Raw genomic sequence first — 20,842 nt, forward strand, 5'->3', positions numbered from 1 at the left:
GCTCCCCCCCCCCTTGGCCGCCTGGGTGGGCGGGCGGGGGGGGGCCCCGCCCCCCCCGGGGGGGGCCCCCCCGCCGGGACTCGCGATCAGCCGTCGACGGCGTCGGTCACGCTCTGCCAGCCGTCCAGGTCTGCGATGCGTGCCTCGAGTGCGGCGCGCATGCCCGCGGCGCCGGAGGTGCCGAGGGCCAGGCGCAGCGGAGGGTTGGGGCTGTCGACCGCGGTCCGGATGCCTGCGGCGATCCGCGCCGCGGAGGAGAACGCGGATGCCGGCAGCTCTCCGATGCCCTTCTGGACCTCGCGGACGGTCTGGTCGTAGTCGGCCAGGCCGGCCGCGACATCGAGGTTGGCCAGGAAGGGGGTCGCGGTCAGCCCGGGCTGGATGCTCGTGACCTTGATGCCGAGCGGTGCGACCTCGGCCGCCAGTGCGTCCGACAGCCCCTCGACCGCGTGCTTGGTCGCGGCCAGCAGCCCCACGCCGGGGTGCGCGGACTGCCCGTACATGGACGAGCCCTGGAGGATGTGCCCGGATCGCTGGGCGCGGAGCACCGGCAGCGTCGCGCGGAGCACGTTGAGCACTCCGAAGACGTTGGTGTCGAACACGGCGCGGGTCTGCGCGTCGGAGGCCTCCTCGACGGCTCCGAAGAGTCCGTAGCCGGCGTTGTTGGCGACCACGTCGATGCGGCCGAACCGTGCGAGCGTGCGCTCCACCGCCTCCCGGACGGCCTGCTCGTCGCGCACGTCCGTCGGGATGAGGAGCAGGCGCTCTCCGTGCGCCTCGATCAGTTCGTCCAGGGAGGCCGTGTCGCGGGCGAGCGCCGAGACGGCGTCGCCGCTCTCGAGCACCTGTTGCGTCAGTTCGCGGCCGATGCCGGACGTCGCGCCGGTGATCAGCCAGGTGCGGGGGTGGGTCTGCTGGTTGGAAGTTCCATTCATGTTGCGACCGTAACGAGTTAGAACGCAACGAGTCAAGGTGGATGGCGGTCAGGGTTGCCCGTTAGACGGATTAGTGCCTCTTCCCGCTGGGGTAGGGTGAGGGCATGAGCAGTGCGGCAGCCGGATCCCCCAAACTCAGCCCGCGCACCGTCACCCCGGCGGTGGAGACCGTGCTCGCGTTCGTGAACACGCGCGCGGACGGAACGGGTCGGCGGGAGTTGTTCGGGGACGGGGACTCGTTCGCGGCGTGGCTGGCGGAGTACGACGAGTTCGGCGAGGAGTTCGGCGGCGAGCCCGTGGCGACCGATGCCGATGCCGCCGCCGCGCGCGAGCTGCGCGATGCCCTGGTGACCGTGCTGCTCGCGCACGCGGGTGACGAGGAGAGCCTGGGTGAGCCGCTGCGGCGTGCCGAGCGGCACCTGCGGCGCGCGGGTTCGCTCTACCCGCTGGCGACGGTGGTCACGGCCGATGGTGTCGAGCTGGCCTCGCCGCAGACGGGGGTGGAGCGGGTGTTCGGAACCGTCCTGGCTGCGGTGACGACCTTCGCCCAGAGCGGCGACTGGGGACGCATCAAGGCGTGCCGGAACCCCCCGTGCCACTTCGGTTTCTTCGACCGCACCCGCAACGGGGGCGGGCTGTACTGCACTCCCGGCTGCGGCTCCCAGGTCTCCATGCGCAACTACCGCGAGCGGCAGCGCCGCGGGAGTCAGGCGCCGCCCCAGGCGTGAGGAACGCGCGGCCGTCGCGGGAGCCTTCCGGCGGGGGGCGGGGCCGGGGACTTTCGCGTCGACGAGCCCAGGGGCCTGACGGCGATTCGGCTGACCAGCGCCAACACATCGGGCCCTCCGCGAAGCGCGGAGGGCCCGATGGCGTACGTGCGAACAACGAGTCCGGCCGTCGTTCGACCGAATGCACCGCCGGCCCACGACGGCGGCCCGTCGGTGTGCGGGGGTATGAGGCCACCCACGGGGCGGACTGCCGCCGGCCAGCGCGAAGCGCCTCGCCGTCCGGGCCGTGGACGACGTCAGGAGTCCGCCGTCCGCCCCGCACCCGCGCTCCGGCCCGCCCCGCGCTCCAGCGGTCTCACAGCCGGACGTTGAAGTCCTTGCGGTCGCCGGTGAACCGGAACAGGGGGTTGCCGAAGCGGTCGGCGAGCAACGTGAAGTGGATGCCGTTCAGGACGTCGTGCCAGTCGTGGCCGACGGTCAGGTGGTTGAGGTTCCAGTTGTCGCCGCCGATCCCACCGCCGAAGGTGGTGTGCAGGGCGACGTTGGTGATCTCGTTCGGCATCACCAGGTGCCCGAACCGCTTCTGCAGGTCGATCGTCACCTGGTGGAAGCTGCCGTTGCCCCAGCTGCCGCTCCCGTTGACGTTGCGGACGGTGGTCGACACGCCGGTGAGCGTGACCGTCACGTCCAGGTTGTCGTTGCCGCCCCGCAGGTCGTCACCACCGGTGGTGAAGCCGAGCACCAGGCAGGACTCCCCCGCCCGGTCGAGGCACTCGCTGAAGTCGGCCGCGGCGGCGGGCCCCGCGGTGGCCACCACGGCCGCCGCGGCCATCAGGGCCACCGACGACACCACCGCGAACCCGCGCCGCGCCCCACCGCGTGCCCCGCGAACTCCGGACATCCCCCACCACTCCCCTTCGAGGATCGCTCGCCCCGGGCCGGAACGGGCGAGCACATCCTGACGGGGCGCCACCGACCCCGGGAACCACGTACGCGCCCGCGCGCCCCCCGGTTCGCCACGGCACGCCCCGCCGGAGGGCGGCTCGCCGCCGGGTCCCTGGTACTCAGTTGGTCGACCCGGCGCTCGCACAGGCAGCACGCCCAGCGCTTGCGGGCGGGCCAAGCGGGTGCGGCTGGGCGAGCCCCCACGCGTCCGCGTCGGCCTGCCCCGTCTCCCACAGGGCCGTCGTCGAGGGACATGGCAATCGGATCATACTGCGGAATCTGATGCGTTAATACCATGCCTGTTCAACCAGTTCCACTGTCCACTCGCGTTGCTCGGCGGTGTCCGGGACGGCGAGTCCGCGAGCTCGTTCGACGTGGTTCCAGGAGGTATCGGGATCGACGCCGTTGAGGATCAGGAGTGCGGCGGCGAGGAGGGAGGAGCGTCCGATGCCGGCTCGGCAGTGGGTGACGACGTGTGCGCCGTCGCGTAGCTGTTCGGCGAGTCCGTGCAGGGTGGGCAGGATCGCGGTGCAGTCGGGGACGGTGCGGTCCGGGATGGGTATCGCGACGAACTGCAGCCCGGCTGCTGTGGCTGTCCGGGGCTCGTCCGCGAGGCCGAGTTCGTCGAGCTCGGGGCCGGTGAGCGCGCAGACCAGGATGTCGACGCCGTGGTTCTTCAGCGCGGCCATCTCGTCTTCGAGCCAGTCGTTGCCGCGGGGGCGGGCCATGGTGCTCAGTCGTCCGGGACCGGGGAGGTCGAGGGTGAAGAGGGCGGGTCGCATGTCAGCAGCACTTTCGGTCAGTGGAGTCGGGTGGTGATCGGACGGTCAAGGGCAGGGGCTTGACCGGGTTCGGCGCGGAGATCGCTCGGGGCCGGGCCGGCTGGGGTGGCCACCTCGGCGAGGCGCTCGAGAGGGCGGTCGAGGGCGCTCTGACCGCCCGTCGACGGCGGCGCGTTCCGCTTCGGCGAGCGGGATGCTTGCGAGCATGCCTGTAAGTCGACCTTGGCTTCGACGAGTTGGGCCTTCGTCGATTCCCGGGGTGTGGAAGTCGCAGCGGGCGCAGGCCATCCGGTGCTGGCACTGTTCGAAGAACGAGTAGGAGCACAGCCGGTGACCGAGATCGTAGTACTGCCATGGTTCCCCGGTGGCCACGGCCCCGGAGATTCGCGATGACCGGATTCAGGCCCTCCCGCTCGCACATCACCAGGTACTCGGCCGGTCCGCAGGCGTAGGCGTCGATCGTCCTCAGCGCCCGGCCGAGATCGGTCCAGATCTGCAGCCACACCGCCGCCTGCTCGTGCCGGCACCGTCGTGCCGCTCAAGCCATCTCCCAAGTCCGTGGTTGCACCGGGAGACATGATCACCCCGGGACAGGTTCCACGTGACTTTCAAGATCCTCAAGCGCCGGACGTGCGGCCGTAGCGGCTTTCCGCTTCCGCGCCCCGGCTGTGCCAGCTGGGGCCGGTGTTCGGCAACGGTCCGGCGCCGCGAGGCGGGTCGCCGGCGCCGGGCCGGATGGAGTGGGCGGTCAGATCGGCTGGGCGGGGTCGTCGAGCCAGGCCTTCCAGCCGTGAGGGGTGACGGTAAGTCCGAGGCGCTCGACGCCGGGTTCGCCCGCCTGGCGCCACCAGGTGAGGGTCTGCTCGAAGGCGTCCCACAGCCGGCGGCCGCCGTACTGGCGGACCATGTGGGCGTCCTCGCCGTCGCGGAACGTCGCGGCGGCCCAGGCCGGCACGGTCAGCGAGTACAGCCACAACGTCCGGGCGCCGTCCTGATGCGGCTGGACGGCGTGGACGACGTCGCGCAGGCGCAGGCCGCTGGCGAACGGGAACGGGTCGAACCTGCCGTGCGCGGGCAGGGTCGCCGAGGTGGTGGTCTCGGTGACGGTGCCACCGCCGGCCGGGTTCTGGGGCCGGACGAGCCGCTGGGAGCGCATCTTCATGAACTCGACCGGCTGGAGGAACGGGCCGGATGCGGTGCCGTCGCCGTGGACGGTGAGGCGGACCAGGGCGTCGGCGTTGGAGTAGTGGGTGCCGAACGGCGCCAGGATCCGGCCACCGGAGCGGACCTGCTCGACCCACGCCCGCGGGATGGCGCGCAGCCCGTAGGTGGCGGTGATCCGGTCGTACGGAGCCCCGTCCATCCAGCCGAGCGCGCCGTCCCCGCAGACGACCCGCGGCCGGTAGCCGGCACGCTCGAGTGCGGCACGGGCGCGGGAGGCGATGTCCGGGTCGATCTCGACCGTGGTCACGTTCGCGTCCCCGAGCCGATGGGCGAGCAGGGCGGCGTTCCAACCGGTGCCCGTGCCCTGTTCGAGTACCCGCATCCCGGGTTCGACCTGGAGGTCGTCCAGCATGGAGGCGACCAGTGACGGCATCGAGGCCGAGCTGGTCGGCACCGTGCCGGGCTCGACGCCCCGGTGTTCGCCGTCGTCCCACTGCGTGACGATCGGGATGTCAGCGGCGGCCGCCGCCAACCAGCCCGGCTCGTCCTCGGTCCGCTCCAGGGGCCGGCTCTTCCCGGTGGCCATGTCGTGCGCCCAGATCAGGTCCGGCAGGAACAGCGAGCGCGGGACGGCGTCGAAGGCCGGCGCCCAGGCGGCGGCGACGGGGAATGACCGCCCCGGCGCGGGGCGGCCCTCCTGCTCAGGTGCGAGCGTCACTTGCGGTGTCCCCCGTCCCCGGGCGGGGTGGTGCCGTCGGGGGACGGCGGGTCGGACGGCGGCGTCCACGGCGTTCCGGGGTGCCCGTCTCCCCCGTCGCCGCCCGAGCCTCCGCCGCCGTGGCCTCCGTCGATGTCCATTCCGACCTCCTTGTCGTCGCTGTGATCGTGCCCTCCCGGGGCCCGGGAGGAGTAGAGGGATATCCCGGCGCACCGGGCCCTGATGGGGCGGCGCCGGGCCAGAGAGCAGGCCGGCGGCAGACTGCGGCTCGGCAGCAGCAGCCTCACGGACTCGGCGGCCGAGGGCCGTGTCGGCGTCTCGACGCCGGCGGTCACCGCAGATCTCGCATCCGCCGGCGCCGCCCGGCTGCGGCCGCAGCCATGGCCGGTGGGCGGCGGGTCATCGGGTCATGGGGTGCGTGGGGCAAGCGGGACTCCGCTCTCTCGTCGGCGGTAACGGCTGCCGCCCCCGATGGAGGACATACGGGCGCAGCAGCCCCAGCTCGCCCGCCGACGACTCCCGAGGTGTCCCGGTCCGTCACCGCGGGCGACGGATCGACGGTAGGGAGTAGCCGACCGGATCCTCAACGCGTTTGCACGCGTTTGCAGGAATTCAGCCCAAGGAGTCAGCGGCCCGGGCGATCAGGGCCCGCGCCTGCGCGCCGTAGACCGCGAAGTCCTTGAGCCGGTCGAACGCCTGGGCGTAGAGCGCGAGTTCGCTGGGTGTGGTGATGGTGACCTGGGCGGACAGCAGCTCCACACCGGCTTCGGCGTCGTCGAAGATGTTGAACGTCTCCACCGGCCACATGGTGCGATGTGCGGTGAACGGGATGACGCCCAGCGAGACGGTCGGCAGCGCCATGGCGGCCCGCAGGTGCTCCAGCTGCTCGGCCATCGTCTCGACGGTCCCGAGCCGGTAGTAGAGGACGGACTCCTCCACGAGGATCGCGAAACGGTGGTGTCCGGTACGCACGACGCGGGAGCGGGCCAGGCGCGCCCTGACGGCGTCGGCGACGTCGTCGGGGGTGCGGCGGAAGTCGGCGACCGCGGCGAGCAGGGCAGTGGCGTACGCCTCGGTCTGCAGGACGCCCGGGACGACACGGGAGGAGTAGGAGCGGAAGTGCCGGGTGCGCTCGTAGAGCGGCGCCGCGGACTCCTGGAGCCGGCGCAGGCCGGTGCGGGTGAGGCGGCGCCACTCGACGTACATGGAGTCCACGGCGCGGTTGGCGGCGATCAGATCCTCGGCCTGGTCGTCGGCGCCGCAGGCCCGGCACCAGGTGCGGATGTCGGCGTCCGAGGGCGCGGTCTTGGCGTTGATGATGCGGGAGGTCTTGGCGCCGTTCCAGCCGCACCGGGCGGCCAGCGCCTGCCCTTGCAGGCCGGCATCCTGCATGATCTCGCGCAGCCGTGCGGCGACGGCCAGGCGGGCTTCCTGGGCGCTGGAGGACGGGGAGGCGGGCACGCGGGCTGGTCGTCCGGTCCGGGCGTCAGACGGTGTACTGCTCGTGCGGGACGGCGCGCTCCCAGACCGCCTCGAACGCGTCCGCGCAGAGCTTCGCGACGGTGGGGTCCTCGCACATCTCCGGCCCGCCGGAAGCCCCGTCGCCGGTGAAGTGGTTGAAGCGGACGATCCTGCCGTCGAACAGCCAGAAGTCGTTCCCGGGCAGCGCTAGGTCGGAGGCCCGGCGGCGCGGCAGCCACCGGACCTGCTCGCCGGCCGCGAGGTTGACCACCGTCCCGGCGTGCTCGTAGCGGACGTACGCGGTGACCGGCTCGGAGACGATCCGGGCACGGCGCACCACGACGCCGCGGGCGACGGCGGCCCGGATCATCGACACCCAGCCGGACCAGCCCTCGCCCTCGGGATCGAGGTCCGGGTGCACGCCGGTCCGCTTAAACTGCTCGAACTCCTCGGCTTCGGCGGCGATGCCGTAGGAGTCACGCATCTCCAGGTGCACCGCGGAGAACCGGGCGGCGGCCAGCAGCTCAGAGAAGGCCGTTACGTTCGGCATCGTCGAGCGCCTTCCTGATGATCGCCGCCATGCGCAGCGGGATGCGGGTCACGTTCTCGTGGTCGGGGGTACCGACGCGATGGCCGGGCACCCACTCGGTCGTACCGATCTCCGCGAGGAGCCCGGCACCGGGCTTGAGTCCCTGGACGACCAGCTCCCTCTTGTCGTCGTCCACCCACACCATCGGGCTCTCGTCCTTGCCGGTGTTGGGGTCCACCCCGGCGAACCGTAGCGTCATGATGCCCTCCCGTGCCAAGTCGGTTGCGCGGTTTTGCACGACGCTCCCTTCCAGATGCCGGGTCGTCAAGAGCGTATCGACGCACATGACCGGTCCGGATGCCGGCCAGCTTCCATGGTTCGCCGATCGCCTGCCGTCACCCGGGCAGCCGGGCTGCCTGGATCTCCTCCTGCAAGCGGCTGAAGGCCCCGTCCGCGTGTGCCCGGATGCTGTCCCACGCAACAGCGTAGTCACGAACCGGGTAGACCAGGCCGAGAGCCTCGTATGCCTCGAGCAGGGTCGCGCCCGGCTTGGTGTGGATGCTGGAGTTCCGCAGCACACGGACCTGGTCGAGGGTGTGCACGGCCCTCTCGACGGCCGTCCGGTCCATACTGGGAAGCTCGCCTATCAGATGGTCTGTGATACGGCCGAGCGCGTGCGCGGGGTTCTTGCCCGGTACGGCCAGCCGGGCCAGGAGCTCGGCCAGAGCCGCGATGCCCGCGAGGAGTCCGTCCTCAGAGTCGACGTCGAGGACAAGAAGGCTGGAGCGGTCGATGGGCAGGAGTTCGACCATCCTGCTGCCGAGAATCAGCTCACAAGTGACGTCGAAGAAGTTGACCGATCGCACCAGCGCCCGGGGATCGCTGAAGGGCAGACCTTCCGACGGCGCTGGCGGGCGCAGTGCCGCAGTGACTGCGGCCAGGTACTGCTCGGTGGTGTCGAAGTCGGCCGTCGGCAGATGGCCGGCCCGACCTCGGCCGGTGCTCGCATCCGGTTGAGCGTGGAAACGGAGCCCGGGCCATTCCCTCTCCGCCACGGCGACGACCGCGCCCCACCGGACGAGCCCGTGGTCCATCCCTGCCGACCGGGCGGTGACGGCCTCACGGAGATCAAGTTCCAAGGCGGGGAGGTCGAACGCGAATGGGTTCTGAAGGATCTGTTCCTGTGCGGCGGTCACCGCCTTCATGAAGAGAAGCAGTGTGCGGCAGATCGCCTGCGCCTCGTCGCCCCGAACGTGGTGCAGGCCGGCCAGCGTCAACCACACGGGCCCCTCGAACGGCCGGTGCGCGAACCAGCCGGCGGCCTGGTAGCCGTTGCTGTTGTAGGTGATGCCGACATTCGGGAAGCTCTTGAGCACCGCTTCGGCATTGTGGCCGGCCCGCCGCATGACGTACTCGACGTACCGGTAGGCGGGAAACGTCTCGGCCTTGGCGAACTGATCCCACACGGTGTCCACCAGAAGCTGCTGCGCTTCGTCCAAGGGATCCAGCAGACCGCTCACAGTCGCCTCCACAGTACGGATGTGGCTGTCGAGCGTAGTGTGCCCCACTGTCAGATCGCTCCCGGTTTCGGGCCGTCGCCGGTCTCTCTGCTCGTTAGCGAACTCGTTGATGGCGCCCTTGATACCGGGGCGGACCGCGTGGCGGGCCCTCCACTCCGGTGTCTGCTGCTCCGCACGGACGCGAACTTGAAGGCCGGCGGAGTTCTCGCCGGGGGCAGCCGGGCGGTTGGCCGGGCTGCCTCCGGCGGCCGGTCGTCAGTGCTCGATGGGCTCGACCAGGTCGGACGGGTCCGTGTTCGCCCCGCACAGCACCACGCAGACCTTCTCCCCGCTGCCGGGCCGGTAGCCGCGGCTGGCTGCGGCGGGCCGGGTCGGCAGGTCGCGGCCGGGGAGCTGATGGTCCGGGGCGGTGAGCGCGGCGAGGGCGGTCGCGGCGCCGTGCTCGACCGCGACGCGGTGGTGGTCCCACAGCGCCTGCCTGGCCCGGACGATCTCGTCGTCCGCCACCAGTACGGACCGGACGCCGACCTGCTGGGCGGCGTGCAGGGCCGTGGCGGAGGCGCGGCGGGCGCCCAGGGAGTCGGCGGCGATGGAGTCCACCGTGACGTCGACCGGCCGGCCGGCCGTCAGGGCGGCGTTGAGCGCGCGGCAGTTCTCCGGCTCGACCGCCACCGTGCGGATGCCGTGGGCCTGGGCGGCCGTGGCCACCCCGGCGAACAGGCCGCCGCCGCCGACCGCGACCACCACGGTGTCCAGGCCGGGGATCCGGGCGTGGATCTCCTCCAGCAGGGTGCCGGCTCCGGCGGCGATCAGCGGGTGGTCGTAGGCGTGGGAGGCGAGCGCGCCGGTGGCGGCGGCGAACTCCTCGCACGCGGCCAGCGCGTCGGCGTACTCCGAGCCGACCAGCCGCACCTCGGCGCCGTAGCCGCGGAGCTTGGCCACCTTCACCGCCGGGGCGGTGGTGGGCAGGAACACGGTGGCGCGGACGCCCTGTTGCCGGGCGGCCCAGGCGCACGCCAGCCCGGCGTTGCCGCCCGAGGCGATGGTCACCCCCGCGTCGGGGAGGGTGCCCGCGTCGCGGTGGGCCTGGAGGAAGTTCTGGGCGCCGCGCGCCTTGAACGAGCCGGTGTGTTGCATGAACTCCATGGCCAGCCACACCTCACAGGACTGCCCGGACCGGTCGTCCAAGGGGTCGCGGTGGGCGGTGCGGATCGTACCCGGGTCGACCTGGGACAGGGCGACGGGGCGGACGCGTCCGGCGATGCGGGCGGTGGCGGCCTTGATGTCGCCGTAGGTGAGCTGGTGCACTTCGCTGCTCCTACTGAGAGGTGGTCACGACCGGGCGGTGAGCCGGCCGGTGGTGGTCAGGCCGGATCGAGGAGGTCGGGGACGCGGACGGCCGCGAGGGTGCCGACCGCGAGGGTGCCGACCGCGAGGGTGCCGACCGCGAGGGTGCCGACCGCGAGGGTCTCGGCCCCGCGGTTGGCCAGGTGCCGGTGGGCGAACGCTGCGGCGTCCACCGCAGTGAACAGCGGGTCGAGTGCCGGGGTGCGGGGCATGTCGCCTCCGTGAGGAGTCGGGGCCTACCGTTGCGGTACGCCGTACCGTACGCTGACCCGCATGCCGAGGCAATCCCCTTCCCTGGACCGCGCGACCCCCGAGCGGATCGCCGAGCAAGCCCTGTTGATCGTGGATCGGGACGGGCACACCGCGCTCACCTTCCGCACCCTGGCCGCCGCGCTGGAGATCTCCGTCGCCTCGCTCCAGCGCCGCTGCACCGACCTGGCCGGACTGCTCGACCTCGTCACCGACCACCTCGCCGCCCAGCTACCGGACGTCGAGCCCGGCACCGCTTGGGCCACCGCGACCGAACGGCGGTTCACCGCGCTGTACGAGCTGCTGAGGGCCCATCCGGGCCTGGTCGCCCTGCGCGGCAGCCGTCCCTGGCTCGGCCCGCAACTGCTCAAGCATCTGGTGGAGCCGCAGCTCGCCGACTCGATCGCGGCCGGCATGACCCCGGAGGACGCGATCGTCACCTACCGGCGGCTGTACCTGCTGACGCTCGGCAGCGCGAGCTTCGTCGACCACCGCGACCCCAAGGCCGCTCAGGCCGCCACCCGCCGGGCCCTGGCCGCCCTCGACCCGGACGAGTTCCCCGTGCTGACCGGGCACCTGGCCCGGATCCTGCCCGCCGTGGTCGACCACGAGGTCCACCACGGCGCCCTCCGCCAGCTGATCCGCGCCGCCGACCCGGCGCGGGCGGTCATCGTTCCCGGACAGGCGGCCGAGGGGACGTAGGCGGCGTGGACGGCAGCGGTTGGCCCGGCGCCCCCGGGCGCGGAGAACCAGCAGCTCACGCCGTAGGGCCTCCTTGTTAACATCCAGGGTCGAACGATCGCGGAGCCGGGCGTCGGACCCGGCCCGGAGCCAACGGGGGAGAACGTGGCGGATCCTGATGCGGCCTTGGAGTTCAAGGTCAATCCCGACGAACTGGACGGCTGCGGACAGAGCGCACAGCACATCGGGGGCCTGATACCGGGCGAGACGGCGAAGGTCACCGAGCCGTGCAGTCAGGCCGCCGCCACGCTGCAGGGCTGGCGCACGGCCGCCGCGGTGCGCGACTGCGGCGCGAACTGGAAGACGCTGCTGGACAGGCTCGGCGGCGACATCGCCGATGTCGGCGGCAAGCTCACCACCTCGGCCGGGTACTACCGGCAGGTCGAGAAGGACGTCCACGGGCGCCTCAACAGCCAGGGAGGCAGGGCGGCGGCCGCGGCCGAACCCGACCCCTTCGGCACCGTGCTGGCCCCGGCCGGCGGGGAGGCCCGGTAGTCGATGGACATCAAGACGCTCTACGACGCCAACATCATCAACATCACCATCGCGAAGAACGCCTTCGACAAGCTCTACTCGGCCTTCGGCCAGCACGTCGACTCCTGGCAGCACGACGTCGTCGACCGGCTCAACCACTCGCAATGGACCGGCACCGCGTCCGACCACGCCCATGCCCGGATCCAGTTCCTGGGGACCGAACTCCAGTCCGCACGGCAGGAACTGGGCTTCGTCAGCAAGGCGCTCGCCAAGGCCGCCGAGCAGTTCGCGCTGGCCCAGGCCCACCTGGTCTACGCCCTCGACGACGCCAAGAACGCGAAGCTCAACGTCGCCCCGGACGGCACCATCACCTGGGACAAGGAGCCCACGTCCGCGAACTACGCGGGCGCCGGCGCCGAGACGACGGCCATCGCCATCAGCAACCGCATCACCGCCGCGCTGAACGAGGCCGACCAGGCGGACCAGGAGATCAGCGCGCGGCTGAACCACTTCGCGGCCAACGCCGGCAACGGCATGGGCCTGGACGCCGCCATGGTGGCGAAGGACCAGGCGGCCGAGACCGCCCGCGAGCGGATACCCGCCAAGGGCACCGACCCGGCCGGCGTCAAGACGTGGTGGGACGGCCTCACCGAGACCGAGCAGCAGAAGTTCATCCACGACAACCCCGACCAGATCGGCAACCTCGACGGAGTCCCCGCGGCCGTCCGCGACCAGGCGAACCGCCTGAACCTGACCCGGACCCAGGCGGACCTCCAGAAGCAGCTCGGCGACCTCGAGAAGTCCGAGCCCCTCTCGGTGACGGGAACCCCGTACGGCGCCACCGAGAGTCCGGACCACATCGTCTGGAAGGCCCAGCGTGACGCCTTGCAGGACAAGCTCAAGGGTCTCAAGGCGCTCCAGGACCGCCTGGACCTGCCCGTCACCGACAAGGACCCGCGGCCGTTCCTGCTCGGGCTCGACGCCGCGGCGCCGGGAGGCCGCGCGATCCTCGCGCTGAACGACCCGGACACCGCGGACCACGTGGCCACCTTCGTCCCGGGCACGGAGTCCAGGCTCGGCGGGGTGGGCGGCACCATGGACAAGGCGAAGGAGATGTACCGCAGCGCGATGCAGGCGAGCCCCGGCGGCAAGGTTTCCACGATCGCCTACGTGAACTACACGGCACCGCAGTCGGCCAGGCCCGGCTTCCCGCAGGCGGTCCCGGACGCGGCCTACGAGGGATACGCCAAGGACGCGGAGCAGAACCTCTACGACTTCCAGACCGGCCTGCGCGCCACCCACCAGGGGTCGCCGTCCCACAACACGATCATCGGACACAGCTACGGCAGTACGGTCGTCGGCTTCGCCATGCGCGACAAGGGCCTGCCCGTGGACAGCGTGATCTTCGCCGGAAGCCCCGGCGTCGGCGTCGACAAGGCGGCCGACCTCAACACCAACCTGGCGAAGGGGACGACGATGGACCCGTCCAGGGTGTACGCGGTGCTCGGCGGCGGCGACTCGATCACGGACTGGACGCCCGACCCCTTCTCCCCCGACAACTACAACCCCTTCAGCGACGACTACCACGTGCGCTTCGGGCGCGACCCGATGAACCCGGCCTTCGGCGCGCAGCACCTGCCGTCCCAGGACACCGACCACGACCACTACTGGAACGCGAACACGCCGTCCTGGACGGCGTTCGGTCAGGTCATCGCCGGGAAGCCGGTCTCATGAGCCGATCCTCGCTGCCCGTGCCGGCCGGGCGAACCGCCGATGGCGGACGGTCCGCGCGTTCCGCCCTGCTGTGGCTGCTGCCCGCGGCCCTCCTCGCCCTCTCCGCCTGCGGGAGCGACACCCCGTCGATGAACCTCGGCCAGGCCGAGGAGAAGGTCAAGGCCTACGCGTCCGGCGCGCTCGCCGTGCTCCCCGACAGGGACACCGTGCGGGTCGCCGAACCGCTGGTGGACAAGGACGAGTGCGAGGCCGGGCCGATCGGCTCTCCCTCGACGTACATGCCGTACATCACGTACGACCTGCGCGGGATCCCCGGGTCGAAGGTGCACGGTGTCTTCGAGGCGGTACGGCAGCGACTGAAGCAGGACGGCTTCTCCGTCCAGCACAGCGACGACAAGCGACTGGACCTGTCCAACGACGCGAACAAGTTCACCGCCTCCGTCGTGGTGGGCCAGCCCGACACGGCGCCGGACACCCTGCACCTGACCGTCATCGCCCCCTGCGTCCCACGCGGCGCCGGTCCGGGGGCTTCCGCGAGCAGCTGATCGCGCTCGCCGGGAGGCCCACGGCGCCTCGTACGCGGCACCGCCCGGACCGGCCGGCTGAGCTACCGCACCCGTGAGCCGGTTGGATCGCCGCAGGCGCCGAATCCCCTTGTTCGGCCCAGGCGTTGTAGCGGAAGCCTACCCCGGGTGGTGCGCGGTCCGACTGCCCACGTACCGTTCGCCGACGGCGACGTCGTAGGGCGGGGTGCGGCGGGACATCGCCGGTTCTGGGCGCGGTCTGGGCAGTGCCCGGGCGGGCCGCCTTCACTGAAGGACGGCCCGCCGCATCGGGCGTTCAGCGAGGTGACCGGAGACCGTTCGGCGGTCCGACCGCCCTCGCCCACCGGTACGTCATGTCGCGGCTCCCGGCACCGCCTTCGGGCGGGAAGCCCGCGAGCCACTCGCGGTCCGGAACGGGCGCAGAGCCTGCTTTGACCTCCAGGACGACGGTGTCGTCGGACGGGCACACGACGGTGTGCCACTGCCCCGCGGGGATGTCGACGAGGCCCCCGGCCTCCACCCGCACAGCGGTGTCGACCAGCCCCTGCGGCGTGAACAGGACGGCGCCGATGGCACCTTGGAGTGCGGTCAGCGTCTCCGTGCCGCTCCACCGGTCCGTCCCCTCGTGCCGGTGCGGCCGGACGTAGGTGCCGGGGTGCAGAGCGATGAGGATGCGCTGGACGTCGCCGGCCGTGGTGTGCAGGGGGCGGTGGTGGCCGGCCGGCTCGGCCGTTCACGGGTGTCGCGCACGGGCCGCCGGCTCCGTCCCCGGTATACCGGTGGCTCACGGGCCCGCGCTACGCAGAGGGAGAACCGTCATGACGCTTCAGCGGATGGACAACGTCGGCATCGTGGTCGAGGACCTGGACGCCGCCGTCGCCTTCTTCACCGAACTGGGCCTGGAGGTCGAAGGCACGGCACGGATCGAAGGCCTCTTCGCGGACCAGGCCGTCGGACTCGACGGGGTCCGCAGTGACATCGCGATGCTGCGGACCCCGGACGGCCACGGCAGGCTGGAGCTCGCGCAGTACCACACCCCTGCGACGGTCGGCGAGGGCTCGCACAACCCGCCGCCGAACACGCTGGGCCTGCACCGGGTCATGTTCGCCGTCGACGACATCGACGACACCATCGCCCGTCTGCGCCCCCATGGCGCCGAACTGATCGGCGAGGTGGCGCAGTACGAGGACGTCTACCGCCTCTGCTACCTCCACGGCCCCTCGGGCATCATCCTCGCCCTGGCCGAACAGATCGGCTGACGGCCCTTCGCGGCCGCTCCGCGAGCGATCCCCCACCCTGTCCTTCGGGACACGGCCCCGCCCGCGCGGTGTCCCCGCGGGGGCGGGCCGTCGAACGGGCGGCGCGAACGGCGCATCGCTGATCCCGGCGCGGCGGAACGTCCAGAGGTCCGAACGGGCGACGAGAACGGTCCGACGCGCGGTCGGCAGGCTCACCGGGAGGAGCCCGTCGATTCGAACCGGCGTCCCGTCGATCGCGGACGCACGGCTGGTCGGGCTACCGGTGGAGGTGTGCCAGCAGCAGGTTCGGGTCCGGCGGGGTGGCGCTGAAGGACGCGCTGGTGACGTAGACCCGGTGCTCGTTCACGGCCACGGACGTGGGGTTGGAGAGTCCGTCCGCCGCGGTCAGCACGATGGAGGTGGTGCCGTCCGCGGTCACGTACGCGACCTCGCTGGACGGGTTCAGGGCGGCGAGCAGCGCGTCGTCCTTGAATCCGGTGAAGTCGAAGTCGTCGATCCCGCCCAGGCCGATGACCCGGGTCTCGACCGGCCCGGAGCTGCCGTCCGGGCAGATCGGGATGCGCAGCAGGGTGCCCTTGTCGGTGTTGGAGACCCAGATCGCGCCGTGGTGCTTCTTGATGCCGTTGGCGCCGATGAAGCCGGCCGGCTCCAGGTCCGGGCCGGACGCCCAGGCGGTCGCCTCACCGGTGCCGGTGGAGACCCGCCAGATGACGCCGCGTCCTGAGTCGGCGGCGTAGATCTGGCCCTTGCGCTCGTCCAGGGTGAGGCCGTTGACCAGGGTGTTCGGAATGCTGGCGAGCTGGGTGAGGACGCCGGCGGGGGTCAGCCGCCAGATGCCGGAGAGCTCGTCCCCGGTGGCGTAGCCGATGAAGAGGGTGCCGTCATGGGCCCTGGCGATGCCGGTGGCGGCCGGGAAGTGGACGACCGGGGCGTCGGGGTTGGTCGGGGCGGGCAGGGTGGCCAGGACCGTGACCGAGCCGTCCAGACCGACCCGGGCGACCTGGCGGGCGGCCAGGAAGGTGACGTCGGCGGAGCCGTCGGGTTCGAGGGCGATGTTCTCGGCGAGCTGCCCGAGCTTCGGATCGAAGTGCACGAGGACGTGGGGGTCGGAGAGCGGCGGCGCGACGGCGGTGGCGGGGGTGGCGGCGAGCAGGGCCAGGGCCAGGGCGGCGCAGCCGGTGGCGGCGCCCAGCGGGCGGAGACGGGACACGGGTTTCCTCCGGGGTACGGGAGCGGAGTCTTCAGCTCAGCACGGAGGGGGACGGTCCACCCGGCGATGGCGGCCCGGTACGGGTGCGGAGGCGGGCGGTGGTGGGGGGCGGGCCGGTTCGGTATCGCCCGGGCGGGCGGCACCGGACCGGAGCAATGCGCTCACCGGCGGGAGCACTGACGCGACCTCCATCGGGAGCGGCGCCACCGGGAGGGGCGCCGCTTCCGCGGCGGGTGGTGAGGCGCGCCGGTCCCTTCGCGGGCCACCGTGGCGTGGTGTCCTCGCGTGGCGGTGAGGGGTGGTGGCCGCGGGAGTCCCGGGGCCACCACCGGGCGGGGTTCGTCAGTGCGAGTACACCGGGGTGATGATCGCGCGGGCGAGCGTGTGGAACGCGAGGTTGAAGCTGACGACGGCCGGCGAGGCGTCCGGCGTGACGTCCAGCTTCTCGACGTCCACCGCGTGCACCACGAAGTAGTACCGGTGGACCTGGTCACCCTGCGGCGGGGCCGCTCCGCCGTAGTTGGCGGTGCCGTAGTCGTTGCGGACGTGGAACGCCCCGGCCGGCAGCGAGTCGTCGCCGGCGCCCGCGCCGGTGGGCAGCTCGGTGACCGTGGCCGGGATGTTGACCGCCAGCCAGTGCCAGAACCCGGAGGGGGTGGGTGCGTCGGGGTCGAAGCAGGTCACCACGAAGCTCTTGGTCTCCGCGGGGAAGCCCGTCCAGCTCAGCTGCGGCGAGATGTTGTCGCCGCTGACGCCCATGGCGTTGAACACGTGGGCGTTGGGCTTCTGCTGGCCGTCCGCGACGTCCTCGGACGTCACTTCGAACGATCCGGCCGCCGGCAGCAGCTCGTAGGGGTCGGGGGTGACGGGACGATCGAGACTCATGGGGTTTCCTCCGGTGGGCGTGGTGATGGTGACGAGGCCTCGCCCGGGCTTCACGTCCGGGGCGGGTTCGAGCGGTGCGGGTTGCCTTCGTTGGACTTCGAGTCATCCAGATTCGACTCACATCGTGAACCGGGGACTCATGATGTGAGTTGCTATAGTGGCTGTCAAGCCGGATCGATCATGGAAGCCGGAAGTTCTCGGACGACGCAGGAAGGCTCCACGTGGCGACTGACCGCGGCACGGGCACACCCCCGTTGCTGGTGCTTGGCAAGATCACGAAGATCCTGGACTGCTTCTCGGTCACGGAGCCCGAACCCACCCTGCGGGAGATCACCCAGCGCAGCGGACTCCACCCGAGCACCTGCCAGCGACTGGTGCACAACCTCGTCCGCGAGGGCTTCCTCGACCGCAGCGGCGACCGGTACCGCATCGGGCTCGCCCTCGTGCAGTGGGCCGCCCCGGGCACGTTCGGTCTCGACCTCGTCCAGCGGACCAAGCCGGTCCTGCAGAAACTGTGCGACGAAACGGGCGAGACCGCCTGCCTGTACGTCCGGGACGGCGCGTCCCGCACCGTCATCGCCGTCGCCGAGACCCGTCACGTCGTGATGCGGCTGTTCAAAGTCGGCATGGTGATGCCCCTGCACGCCGGCGCACCGGGCAAGATCTTCCTGGCCTACGACCCCGCGGCCCGCACCGACCTCATCAGGGACGGCCTGCCGAGGTTCACCGAGCACACCCCGGTCGACATCGACGTCCTGGACCAGCAGACCCGGCAGGCCCGGTCCCAGGGCTACGCCGCCGCGTTCGACGAACGGCACGAAGGGGTGGGATCGATCAGCGCACCGGTGTTCGACCACGCCGGCGACCTGGCGGCCGTCCTCGGCATCGGCGCACCGACACAGCGCCTGACCGTCGACGACGTCGACCGGATCGCCCCCCTCGTGGTCACGGCCGCGAAGGAGGCCAGCGCAGCCCTCGGGTACCGGCCCAGCAAGGTGCTCGATCCCCGCCTGGAAGCCCCCGACCTGGCCTGACGCCCACACCGGGACGCACAGGCCCCGACCGCAGACGGCGAGGCCATGCGGCCTCGCCACGTGGCGAGGCCGCATGGCGGGGTCGCGTGGCGGGGTCGCGGCCGTGGTGGCCGGCGTGCAGCGAGCGCTGGAGACCAGGGTCGTGGCCGGGTCGAACCGCTCCGCCGGTCTCGGCGGCGAGGGCGCGCACCGTCCTTCCCTCCCCCGCCGGCGTCCTACGGCTCGGGAGGGCCGTCGTCGCCCCCGGCCCGGACGGCGGCGCCGAACCGCCACGACTCGATGTCGCGGTAGCGGATCGGCCCGGGACCACGGCCGATGTTGCTGCCGACGAGGTGGAGACGTTCCGTCCACCACGGCCGGCCCACGAACCCGGTGAGCCCGGCCGCGGCCTGCGGCACGCTGGTGGCGTCGTCGCGGCGCGACCGTGCCAGGGTCAGATGAGGACGCAGCGGGCGGTCCCGGAACTCGATGCCGCAGGACCTGATCACGTCCCGGATGTCGGCGGCGAGCAGGTGCAGTCCCTCCAGGTCCCCGTCGATGCCGCTCCACAGCAGTCGCTGGTCGAAGTGGCCGCCGCCCCGCAGGCGCAGGTGCAGGGCGGGGTGCGACGCAGTCGAACCGGCCAGCGCCGATTGCAGCATCGGCACCGTCGTGGACGGCAGTTCACCGAGGAAGGCCAGGGTGATGTGCCAGTCCTCGATCCTGTTCCACCGCAACCGCGGATACGTGGCATAGGCCGGCTGCAGGGCCCGGGCCAGTTCGTCCTTGGCGTCGTCGGGCGGAGCCAGTGCGACGAACACGCGCAGGGTCGAGGGCTCGGGGTGAACGTCCACGAGGGGGCAGGTTAGCCCAGGGTGAGGCGCCCACGCTCACCGGGGCCGCCGGGGGTCGACGCCCTGGTCGTCGGCCGTCACCCGCCCGGGCATCCGGCCCCGGGAAGAGGCCGGATGACCATGGGTCGGACACGCTCCACGGCTACCGGTCCGCGGTGAGCCTGCCGGCCGCGCCCCAGTTCTCCGCCGGATACTCCTGGATCCACACGGACACGCTCTCGGCGGGTACCTCCAGTGCCTCCACGAAGGCCTCGGTGATCTTCTTGACCAGCTCGCGCTTCCGCTCGACCTCGCGCGGCCCCTGCTGAATGGTGACGATCGGCATCGTCGGCTCCTCACCGGGTTTTCCTGCCGGGCTTTCCGGCCGGGACCAGTCCACCCGATCGGGCGGCCCGCACCCAGACCCGAATCGCTCTGGCAGCGATCACGAATCCTGATCGTCCCAGCTCGGGGGTGTCTGGCGGCAGGCTTCCAGGAGCAGTCGGGGGAGCGGGGCGGAGCGCCGTACGGCGATCGAGGTCGGTAGGGCCAGCCGGGTCCGGCAGGGGCGGAAGGCGATCCGGTGGGTGTTCGTCATCCGGGCGTTGGCGGCGTACACGACCGTCCACATCGGGGTTCCGGTGCCGATCGATGCCAGGGTGTCCTGCAGGGTGGTGCAGGCCGGGACGAGGGTCGGCTGGAAGCCGGCCCGTGCGCAGGCGTCCAGCACGAGGTCCACCAGCGCCGGGTGGTTGCGGCGTTCGGTCAGCCTGAGCGGCAGGGCGGCGAGTTCCCCGAGATCGACCTCGGGCTGGCCGGCGAGCGCGTGCCGGGCGGGCAGCGCGAGCAGCAGCTCGTCCTGCCAGACGGGCAGGAACCGGAGATCGGCGCTGCTCCCGGCGATGGCGCCGCGCACGAACGCGGCGTCGAGACGACCGTCCGACAGCTGGGCGAGCCGTTCCCGCACCGGAACGGAATGGAGTTCGACGCGCACACCGGCGGCCCGTCGCTGGTAGGTGTCCAGGATCAGATCGAGCCGCTCGCCGAGCCCGGTGATGGTCCCGAGCCGGAGCACGGTGGGCGCGGCCAGATCGGCGGCGAGGGCGCGGGCGGCGTCCTCCGCGGCCAGGACGTCCCTCGCCGCGGGCAGGAATCGTTCGCCGGCCGGGGTCAGCCGGACGTAGCGGGGCGAACGGTCGAACAATGCGACCTTCAGCTCCCGCTCCAAACGCCGGACCTGCTGGCTCACAGCGGGCTGACCGAGCAACAGCTTCTCGGCAGCCCGGCCGAAGTGCAGCTCCTCGGCGACGGCGACGAAGCAGCGCAGCTGCCGTAACTCCATGCGGTCCCCCTGCCCCTAGGCCGACGACCCATGATCGCAGCCCGCGACGCGGTGCCGGGGACGCAGGACCTGGGCGCGGTCGCTCACATCCTCCGGCCAGGGACCGGGTGCTGCCTGGCCGGCGGCTACCGGTTCGGAAGGGAACCTGGCGGTGGGCCCGGCCACCCCGGATACGGCGGCGGGGGAGGCTGGTAGGGGAACGGGTTGGAGTAGCCGCCCGGGTCGGCGGGGCGGTTCTTGTGCCCACCGTCCCCTTCGTCGTCCTTGAAGAAGACGATCAGAACGATGATGACCGCGAACACCACCACCACGATGGTTTCCCCGGGGTTTCGCCGCATGATCCCGCCCCCGTTCTACCGGCTCCCGTTGCGTCAGGCGGGTGTTCCTCCCGCTGCACCGCCCGGCATCCAGGGCGACCGCTGCCGTCC

At 71.9% G+C, this 20,842-nt stretch carries 25 protein-coding genes; 7 read left to right on the plus strand and 18 right to left on the minus strand.

The features are described from left to right. Window positions 1-86: 86 nt before the first annotated feature. Complete coding sequence (locus ACFVHB_RS29665) at window positions 87-935, minus strand: SDR family NAD(P)-dependent oxidoreductase (protein WP_380328344.1); 849 nt, start codon at window positions 933-935, stop codon at window positions 87-89. Window positions 936-1,039: 104 nt separating this feature from the next. Between ACFVHB_RS29665 and ACFVHB_RS29670 the strand changes: the two genes are divergently transcribed. Beyond that, the gene (locus tag ACFVHB_RS29670) at window positions 1,040-1,663 is read left to right on the plus strand and encodes a CGNR zinc finger domain-containing protein (protein ID WP_380328346.1); all 624 of its coding nucleotides are present in this window, start codon (window positions 1,040-1,042) and stop codon (window positions 1,661-1,663) included. 355 nt (window positions 1,664-2,018) lie between these two features. Here the strand turns inward: ACFVHB_RS29670 and ACFVHB_RS29675 are convergent, their stop codons facing one another. The 10 genes from ACFVHB_RS29675 to ACFVHB_RS29720 all read right to left on the minus strand — a co-directional run bounded on the left by ACFVHB_RS29675 (window position 2,019) and on the right by ACFVHB_RS29720 (window position 10,341). After that, window positions 2,019-2,564 (minus strand): hypothetical protein, encoded by a 546-nt coding sequence (locus ACFVHB_RS29675; RefSeq protein ID WP_380328348.1) that lies wholly within the window; start codon window positions 2,562-2,564, stop codon window positions 2,019-2,021. 331 nt (window positions 2,565-2,895) lie between these two features. Beyond that, window positions 2,896-3,390, minus strand: coding sequence for a tyrosine protein phosphatase (locus ACFVHB_RS29680; protein ID WP_380328350.1), 495 nt, complete (start codon window positions 3,388-3,390; stop codon window positions 2,896-2,898). Window positions 3,391-4,138: 748 nt separating this feature from the next. Continuing rightward, a complete protein-coding gene (locus ACFVHB_RS29685; RefSeq protein ID WP_380328352.1) occupies window positions 4,139-5,272 on the minus strand; it encodes a methyltransferase domain-containing protein in 1,134 nt (377 codons plus the stop codon). Beyond that, window positions 5,269-5,412 (minus strand): hypothetical protein, encoded by a 144-nt coding sequence (locus ACFVHB_RS29690; RefSeq protein ID WP_380328354.1) that lies wholly within the window; start codon window positions 5,410-5,412, stop codon window positions 5,269-5,271. The genes ACFVHB_RS29685 and ACFVHB_RS29690 overlap by 4 nt, the downstream gene beginning before the upstream one ends. A 472-nt stretch (window positions 5,413-5,884) precedes the next feature. Then, a complete protein-coding gene (locus tag ACFVHB_RS29695; RefSeq protein WP_380328356.1) occupies window positions 5,885-6,733 on the minus strand; it encodes a helix-turn-helix domain-containing protein in 849 nt (282 codons plus the stop codon). A 25-nt stretch (window positions 6,734-6,758) separates the two neighbouring features. Further along, window positions 6,759-7,283 (minus strand): DUF6879 family protein, encoded by a 525-nt coding sequence (locus tag ACFVHB_RS29700; protein WP_380328357.1) that lies wholly within the window; start codon window positions 7,281-7,283, stop codon window positions 6,759-6,761. Continuing rightward, on the minus strand, window positions 7,258-7,608 hold the full coding sequence (locus tag ACFVHB_RS29705) for a hypothetical protein (RefSeq protein ID WP_380328359.1): 351 nt from the start codon (window positions 7,606-7,608) through the stop codon (window positions 7,258-7,260). The genes ACFVHB_RS29700 and ACFVHB_RS29705 overlap by 26 nt, the downstream gene beginning before the upstream one ends. Before the next feature lie 49 nt (window positions 7,609-7,657). Then, window positions 7,658-8,782, minus strand: coding sequence for a hypothetical protein (locus ACFVHB_RS29710; RefSeq protein ID WP_380328361.1), 1,125 nt, complete (start codon window positions 8,780-8,782; stop codon window positions 7,658-7,660). A 255-nt stretch (window positions 8,783-9,037) separates the two neighbouring features. After that, window positions 9,038-10,090: a threonine/serine dehydratase gene (locus ACFVHB_RS29715; protein WP_380328363.1), complete on the minus strand. Its 1,053-nt coding sequence runs from the start codon at window positions 10,088-10,090 to the stop codon at window positions 9,038-9,040. A 56-nt stretch (window positions 10,091-10,146) separates the two neighbouring features. After that, on the minus strand, window positions 10,147-10,341 hold the full coding sequence (locus tag ACFVHB_RS29720; RefSeq protein ID WP_380328365.1) for a hypothetical protein: 195 nt from the start codon (window positions 10,339-10,341) through the stop codon (window positions 10,147-10,149). Window positions 10,342-10,402: 61 nt separating this feature from the next. Between ACFVHB_RS29720 and ACFVHB_RS29725 the strand changes: the two genes are divergently transcribed. The 4 genes from ACFVHB_RS29725 (at window position 10,403) to ACFVHB_RS29740 (ending at window position 13,872) form a co-directional block, all read left to right on the plus strand. Continuing rightward, window positions 10,403-11,080: a TetR/AcrR family transcriptional regulator C-terminal domain-containing protein gene (locus tag ACFVHB_RS29725; RefSeq protein WP_380328367.1), complete on the plus strand. Its 678-nt coding sequence runs from the start codon at window positions 10,403-10,405 to the stop codon at window positions 11,078-11,080. 144 nt (window positions 11,081-11,224) lie between these two features. Further along, on the plus strand, window positions 11,225-11,614 hold the full coding sequence (locus ACFVHB_RS29730) for a hypothetical protein (protein WP_380328369.1): 390 nt from the start codon (window positions 11,225-11,227) through the stop codon (window positions 11,612-11,614). A 3-nt stretch (window positions 11,615-11,617) separates the two neighbouring features. Continuing rightward, window positions 11,618-13,327: an alpha/beta hydrolase gene (locus tag ACFVHB_RS29735; RefSeq protein ID WP_380328371.1), complete on the plus strand. Its 1,710-nt coding sequence runs from the start codon at window positions 11,618-11,620 to the stop codon at window positions 13,325-13,327. Continuing rightward, the gene (locus tag ACFVHB_RS29740) at window positions 13,324-13,872 is read left to right on the plus strand and encodes a hypothetical protein (protein ID WP_380328373.1); all 549 of its coding nucleotides are present in this window, start codon (window positions 13,324-13,326) and stop codon (window positions 13,870-13,872) included. The genes ACFVHB_RS29735 and ACFVHB_RS29740 overlap by 4 nt, the downstream gene beginning before the upstream one ends. 295 nt (window positions 13,873-14,167) lie before the next feature. Here ACFVHB_RS29740 and ACFVHB_RS29745 read toward each other — a convergent pair whose 3' ends face one another. Continuing rightward, complete coding sequence (locus ACFVHB_RS29745; protein WP_380328422.1) at window positions 14,168-14,575, minus strand: WbuC family cupin fold metalloprotein; 408 nt, start codon at window positions 14,573-14,575, stop codon at window positions 14,168-14,170. Window positions 14,576-14,690: 115 nt separating this feature from the next. Between ACFVHB_RS29745 and ACFVHB_RS29750 the strand changes: the two genes are divergently transcribed. Beyond that, window positions 14,691-15,131 carry a VOC family protein gene (locus ACFVHB_RS29750; RefSeq protein WP_380328375.1) on the plus strand — a complete coding sequence of 147 codons (441 nt, stop codon included), beginning with the start codon at window positions 14,691-14,693 and terminating at the stop codon, window positions 15,129-15,131. A 256-nt stretch (window positions 15,132-15,387) separates the two neighbouring features. Here the strand turns inward: ACFVHB_RS29750 and ACFVHB_RS29755 are convergent, their stop codons facing one another. Both ACFVHB_RS29755 and ACFVHB_RS29760 read right to left on the minus strand, forming a co-directional pair. Beyond that, window positions 15,388-16,341, minus strand: a complete 954-nt coding sequence (locus tag ACFVHB_RS29755) for a hypothetical protein (RefSeq protein ID WP_380328377.1) — start codon at window positions 16,339-16,341, stop codon at window positions 15,388-15,390. Window positions 16,342-16,683: 342 nt separating this feature from the next. Continuing rightward, window positions 16,684-17,226, minus strand: coding sequence for a YbhB/YbcL family Raf kinase inhibitor-like protein (locus tag ACFVHB_RS29760; RefSeq protein ID WP_380328379.1), 543 nt, complete (start codon window positions 17,224-17,226; stop codon window positions 16,684-16,686). A gap of 221 nt (window positions 17,227-17,447) precedes the next feature. Between ACFVHB_RS29760 and ACFVHB_RS29765 the strand changes: the two genes are divergently transcribed. Next, the gene (locus ACFVHB_RS29765) at window positions 17,448-18,260 is read left to right on the plus strand and encodes an IclR family transcriptional regulator (protein ID WP_380328381.1); all 813 of its coding nucleotides are present in this window, start codon (window positions 17,448-17,450) and stop codon (window positions 18,258-18,260) included. A 215-nt stretch (window positions 18,261-18,475) separates the two neighbouring features. Here the strand turns inward: ACFVHB_RS29765 and thpR are convergent, their stop codons facing one another. From thpR to ACFVHB_RS29785, 4 genes are all read right to left on the minus strand, one after another. Then, window positions 18,476-19,093 carry an RNA 2',3'-cyclic phosphodiesterase gene (gene thpR / locus ACFVHB_RS29770; RefSeq protein ID WP_380328383.1) on the minus strand — a complete coding sequence of 206 codons (618 nt, stop codon included), beginning with the start codon at window positions 19,091-19,093 and terminating at the stop codon, window positions 18,476-18,478. Between the two features lie 142 nt (window positions 19,094-19,235). Continuing rightward, window positions 19,236-19,418 (minus strand): 4-oxalocrotonate tautomerase DmpI, encoded by a 183-nt coding sequence (dmpI, locus tag ACFVHB_RS29775; protein ID WP_380328385.1) that lies wholly within the window; start codon window positions 19,416-19,418, stop codon window positions 19,236-19,238. A 99-nt stretch (window positions 19,419-19,517) separates the two neighbouring features. After that, complete coding sequence (locus tag ACFVHB_RS29780; RefSeq protein WP_380328386.1) at window positions 19,518-20,414, minus strand: LysR family transcriptional regulator; 897 nt, start codon at window positions 20,412-20,414, stop codon at window positions 19,518-19,520. Window positions 20,415-20,539: 125 nt separating this feature from the next. Beyond that, window positions 20,540-20,752 carry a hypothetical protein gene (locus ACFVHB_RS29785; RefSeq protein ID WP_380328388.1) on the minus strand — a complete coding sequence of 71 codons (213 nt, stop codon included), beginning with the start codon at window positions 20,750-20,752 and terminating at the stop codon, window positions 20,540-20,542. Window positions 20,753-20,842 lie beyond the last annotated feature (90 nt).

The sequence above is a fragment of the Kitasatospora sp. NPDC127111 genome (assembly GCF_042677465.1).
GTDB lineage: Bacteria > Actinomycetota > Actinomycetes > Streptomycetales > Streptomycetaceae > Kitasatospora.

Excerpts from the sequence above, each read along its gene's own strand:
- ACFVHB_RS29665 (WP_380328344.1), bottom strand. The coding sequence starts at position 935 with ATGAATGGAACTTCCAACCAGCAGACCCACCCCCGCACCTGGCTGATC.
- ACFVHB_RS29670 (WP_380328346.1), top strand. The coding sequence starts at position 1,040 with ATGAGCAGTGCGGCAGCCGGATCCCCCAAACTCAGCCCGCGCACCGTC.
- ACFVHB_RS29675 (WP_380328348.1), bottom strand. The coding sequence starts at position 2,564 with ATGTCCGGAGTTCGCGGGGCACGCGGTGGGGCGCGGCGCGGGTTCGCG.
- ACFVHB_RS29680 (WP_380328350.1), bottom strand. The coding sequence starts at position 3,390 with ATGCGACCCGCCCTCTTCACCCTCGACCTCCCCGGTCCCGGACGACTG.
- ACFVHB_RS29690 (WP_380328354.1), bottom strand. The coding sequence starts at position 5,412 with ATGGACATCGACGGAGGCCACGGCGGCGGAGGCTCGGGCGGCGACGGG.
- ACFVHB_RS29700 (WP_380328357.1), bottom strand. The coding sequence starts at position 7,283 with ATGCCGAACGTAACGGCCTTCTCTGAGCTGCTGGCCGCCGCCCGGTTC.
- ACFVHB_RS29705 (WP_380328359.1), bottom strand. The coding sequence starts at position 7,608 with ATGTGCGTCGATACGCTCTTGACGACCCGGCATCTGGAAGGGAGCGTC.
- ACFVHB_RS29720 (WP_380328365.1), bottom strand. The coding sequence starts at position 10,341 with ATGCCCCGCACCCCGGCACTCGACCCGCTGTTCACTGCGGTGGACGCC.
- ACFVHB_RS29725 (WP_380328367.1), top strand. The coding sequence starts at position 10,403 with ATGCCGAGGCAATCCCCTTCCCTGGACCGCGCGACCCCCGAGCGGATC.
- ACFVHB_RS29735 (WP_380328371.1), top strand. The coding sequence starts at position 11,618 with ATGGACATCAAGACGCTCTACGACGCCAACATCATCAACATCACCATC.
- ACFVHB_RS29740 (WP_380328373.1), top strand. The coding sequence starts at position 13,324 with ATGAGCCGATCCTCGCTGCCCGTGCCGGCCGGGCGAACCGCCGATGGC.
- ACFVHB_RS29750 (WP_380328375.1), top strand. The coding sequence starts at position 14,691 with ATGACGCTTCAGCGGATGGACAACGTCGGCATCGTGGTCGAGGACCTG.
- ACFVHB_RS29760 (WP_380328379.1), bottom strand. The coding sequence starts at position 17,226 with ATGAGTCTCGATCGTCCCGTCACCCCCGACCCCTACGAGCTGCTGCCG.
- dmpI (WP_380328385.1), bottom strand. The coding sequence starts at position 19,418 with ATGCCGATCGTCACCATTCAGCAGGGGCCGCGCGAGGTCGAGCGGAAG.
- ACFVHB_RS29780 (WP_380328386.1), bottom strand. The coding sequence starts at position 20,414 with ATGGAGTTACGGCAGCTGCGCTGCTTCGTCGCCGTCGCCGAGGAGCTG.
- ACFVHB_RS29785 (WP_380328388.1), bottom strand. The coding sequence starts at position 20,752 with ATGCGGCGAAACCCCGGGGAAACCATCGTGGTGGTGGTGTTCGCGGTC.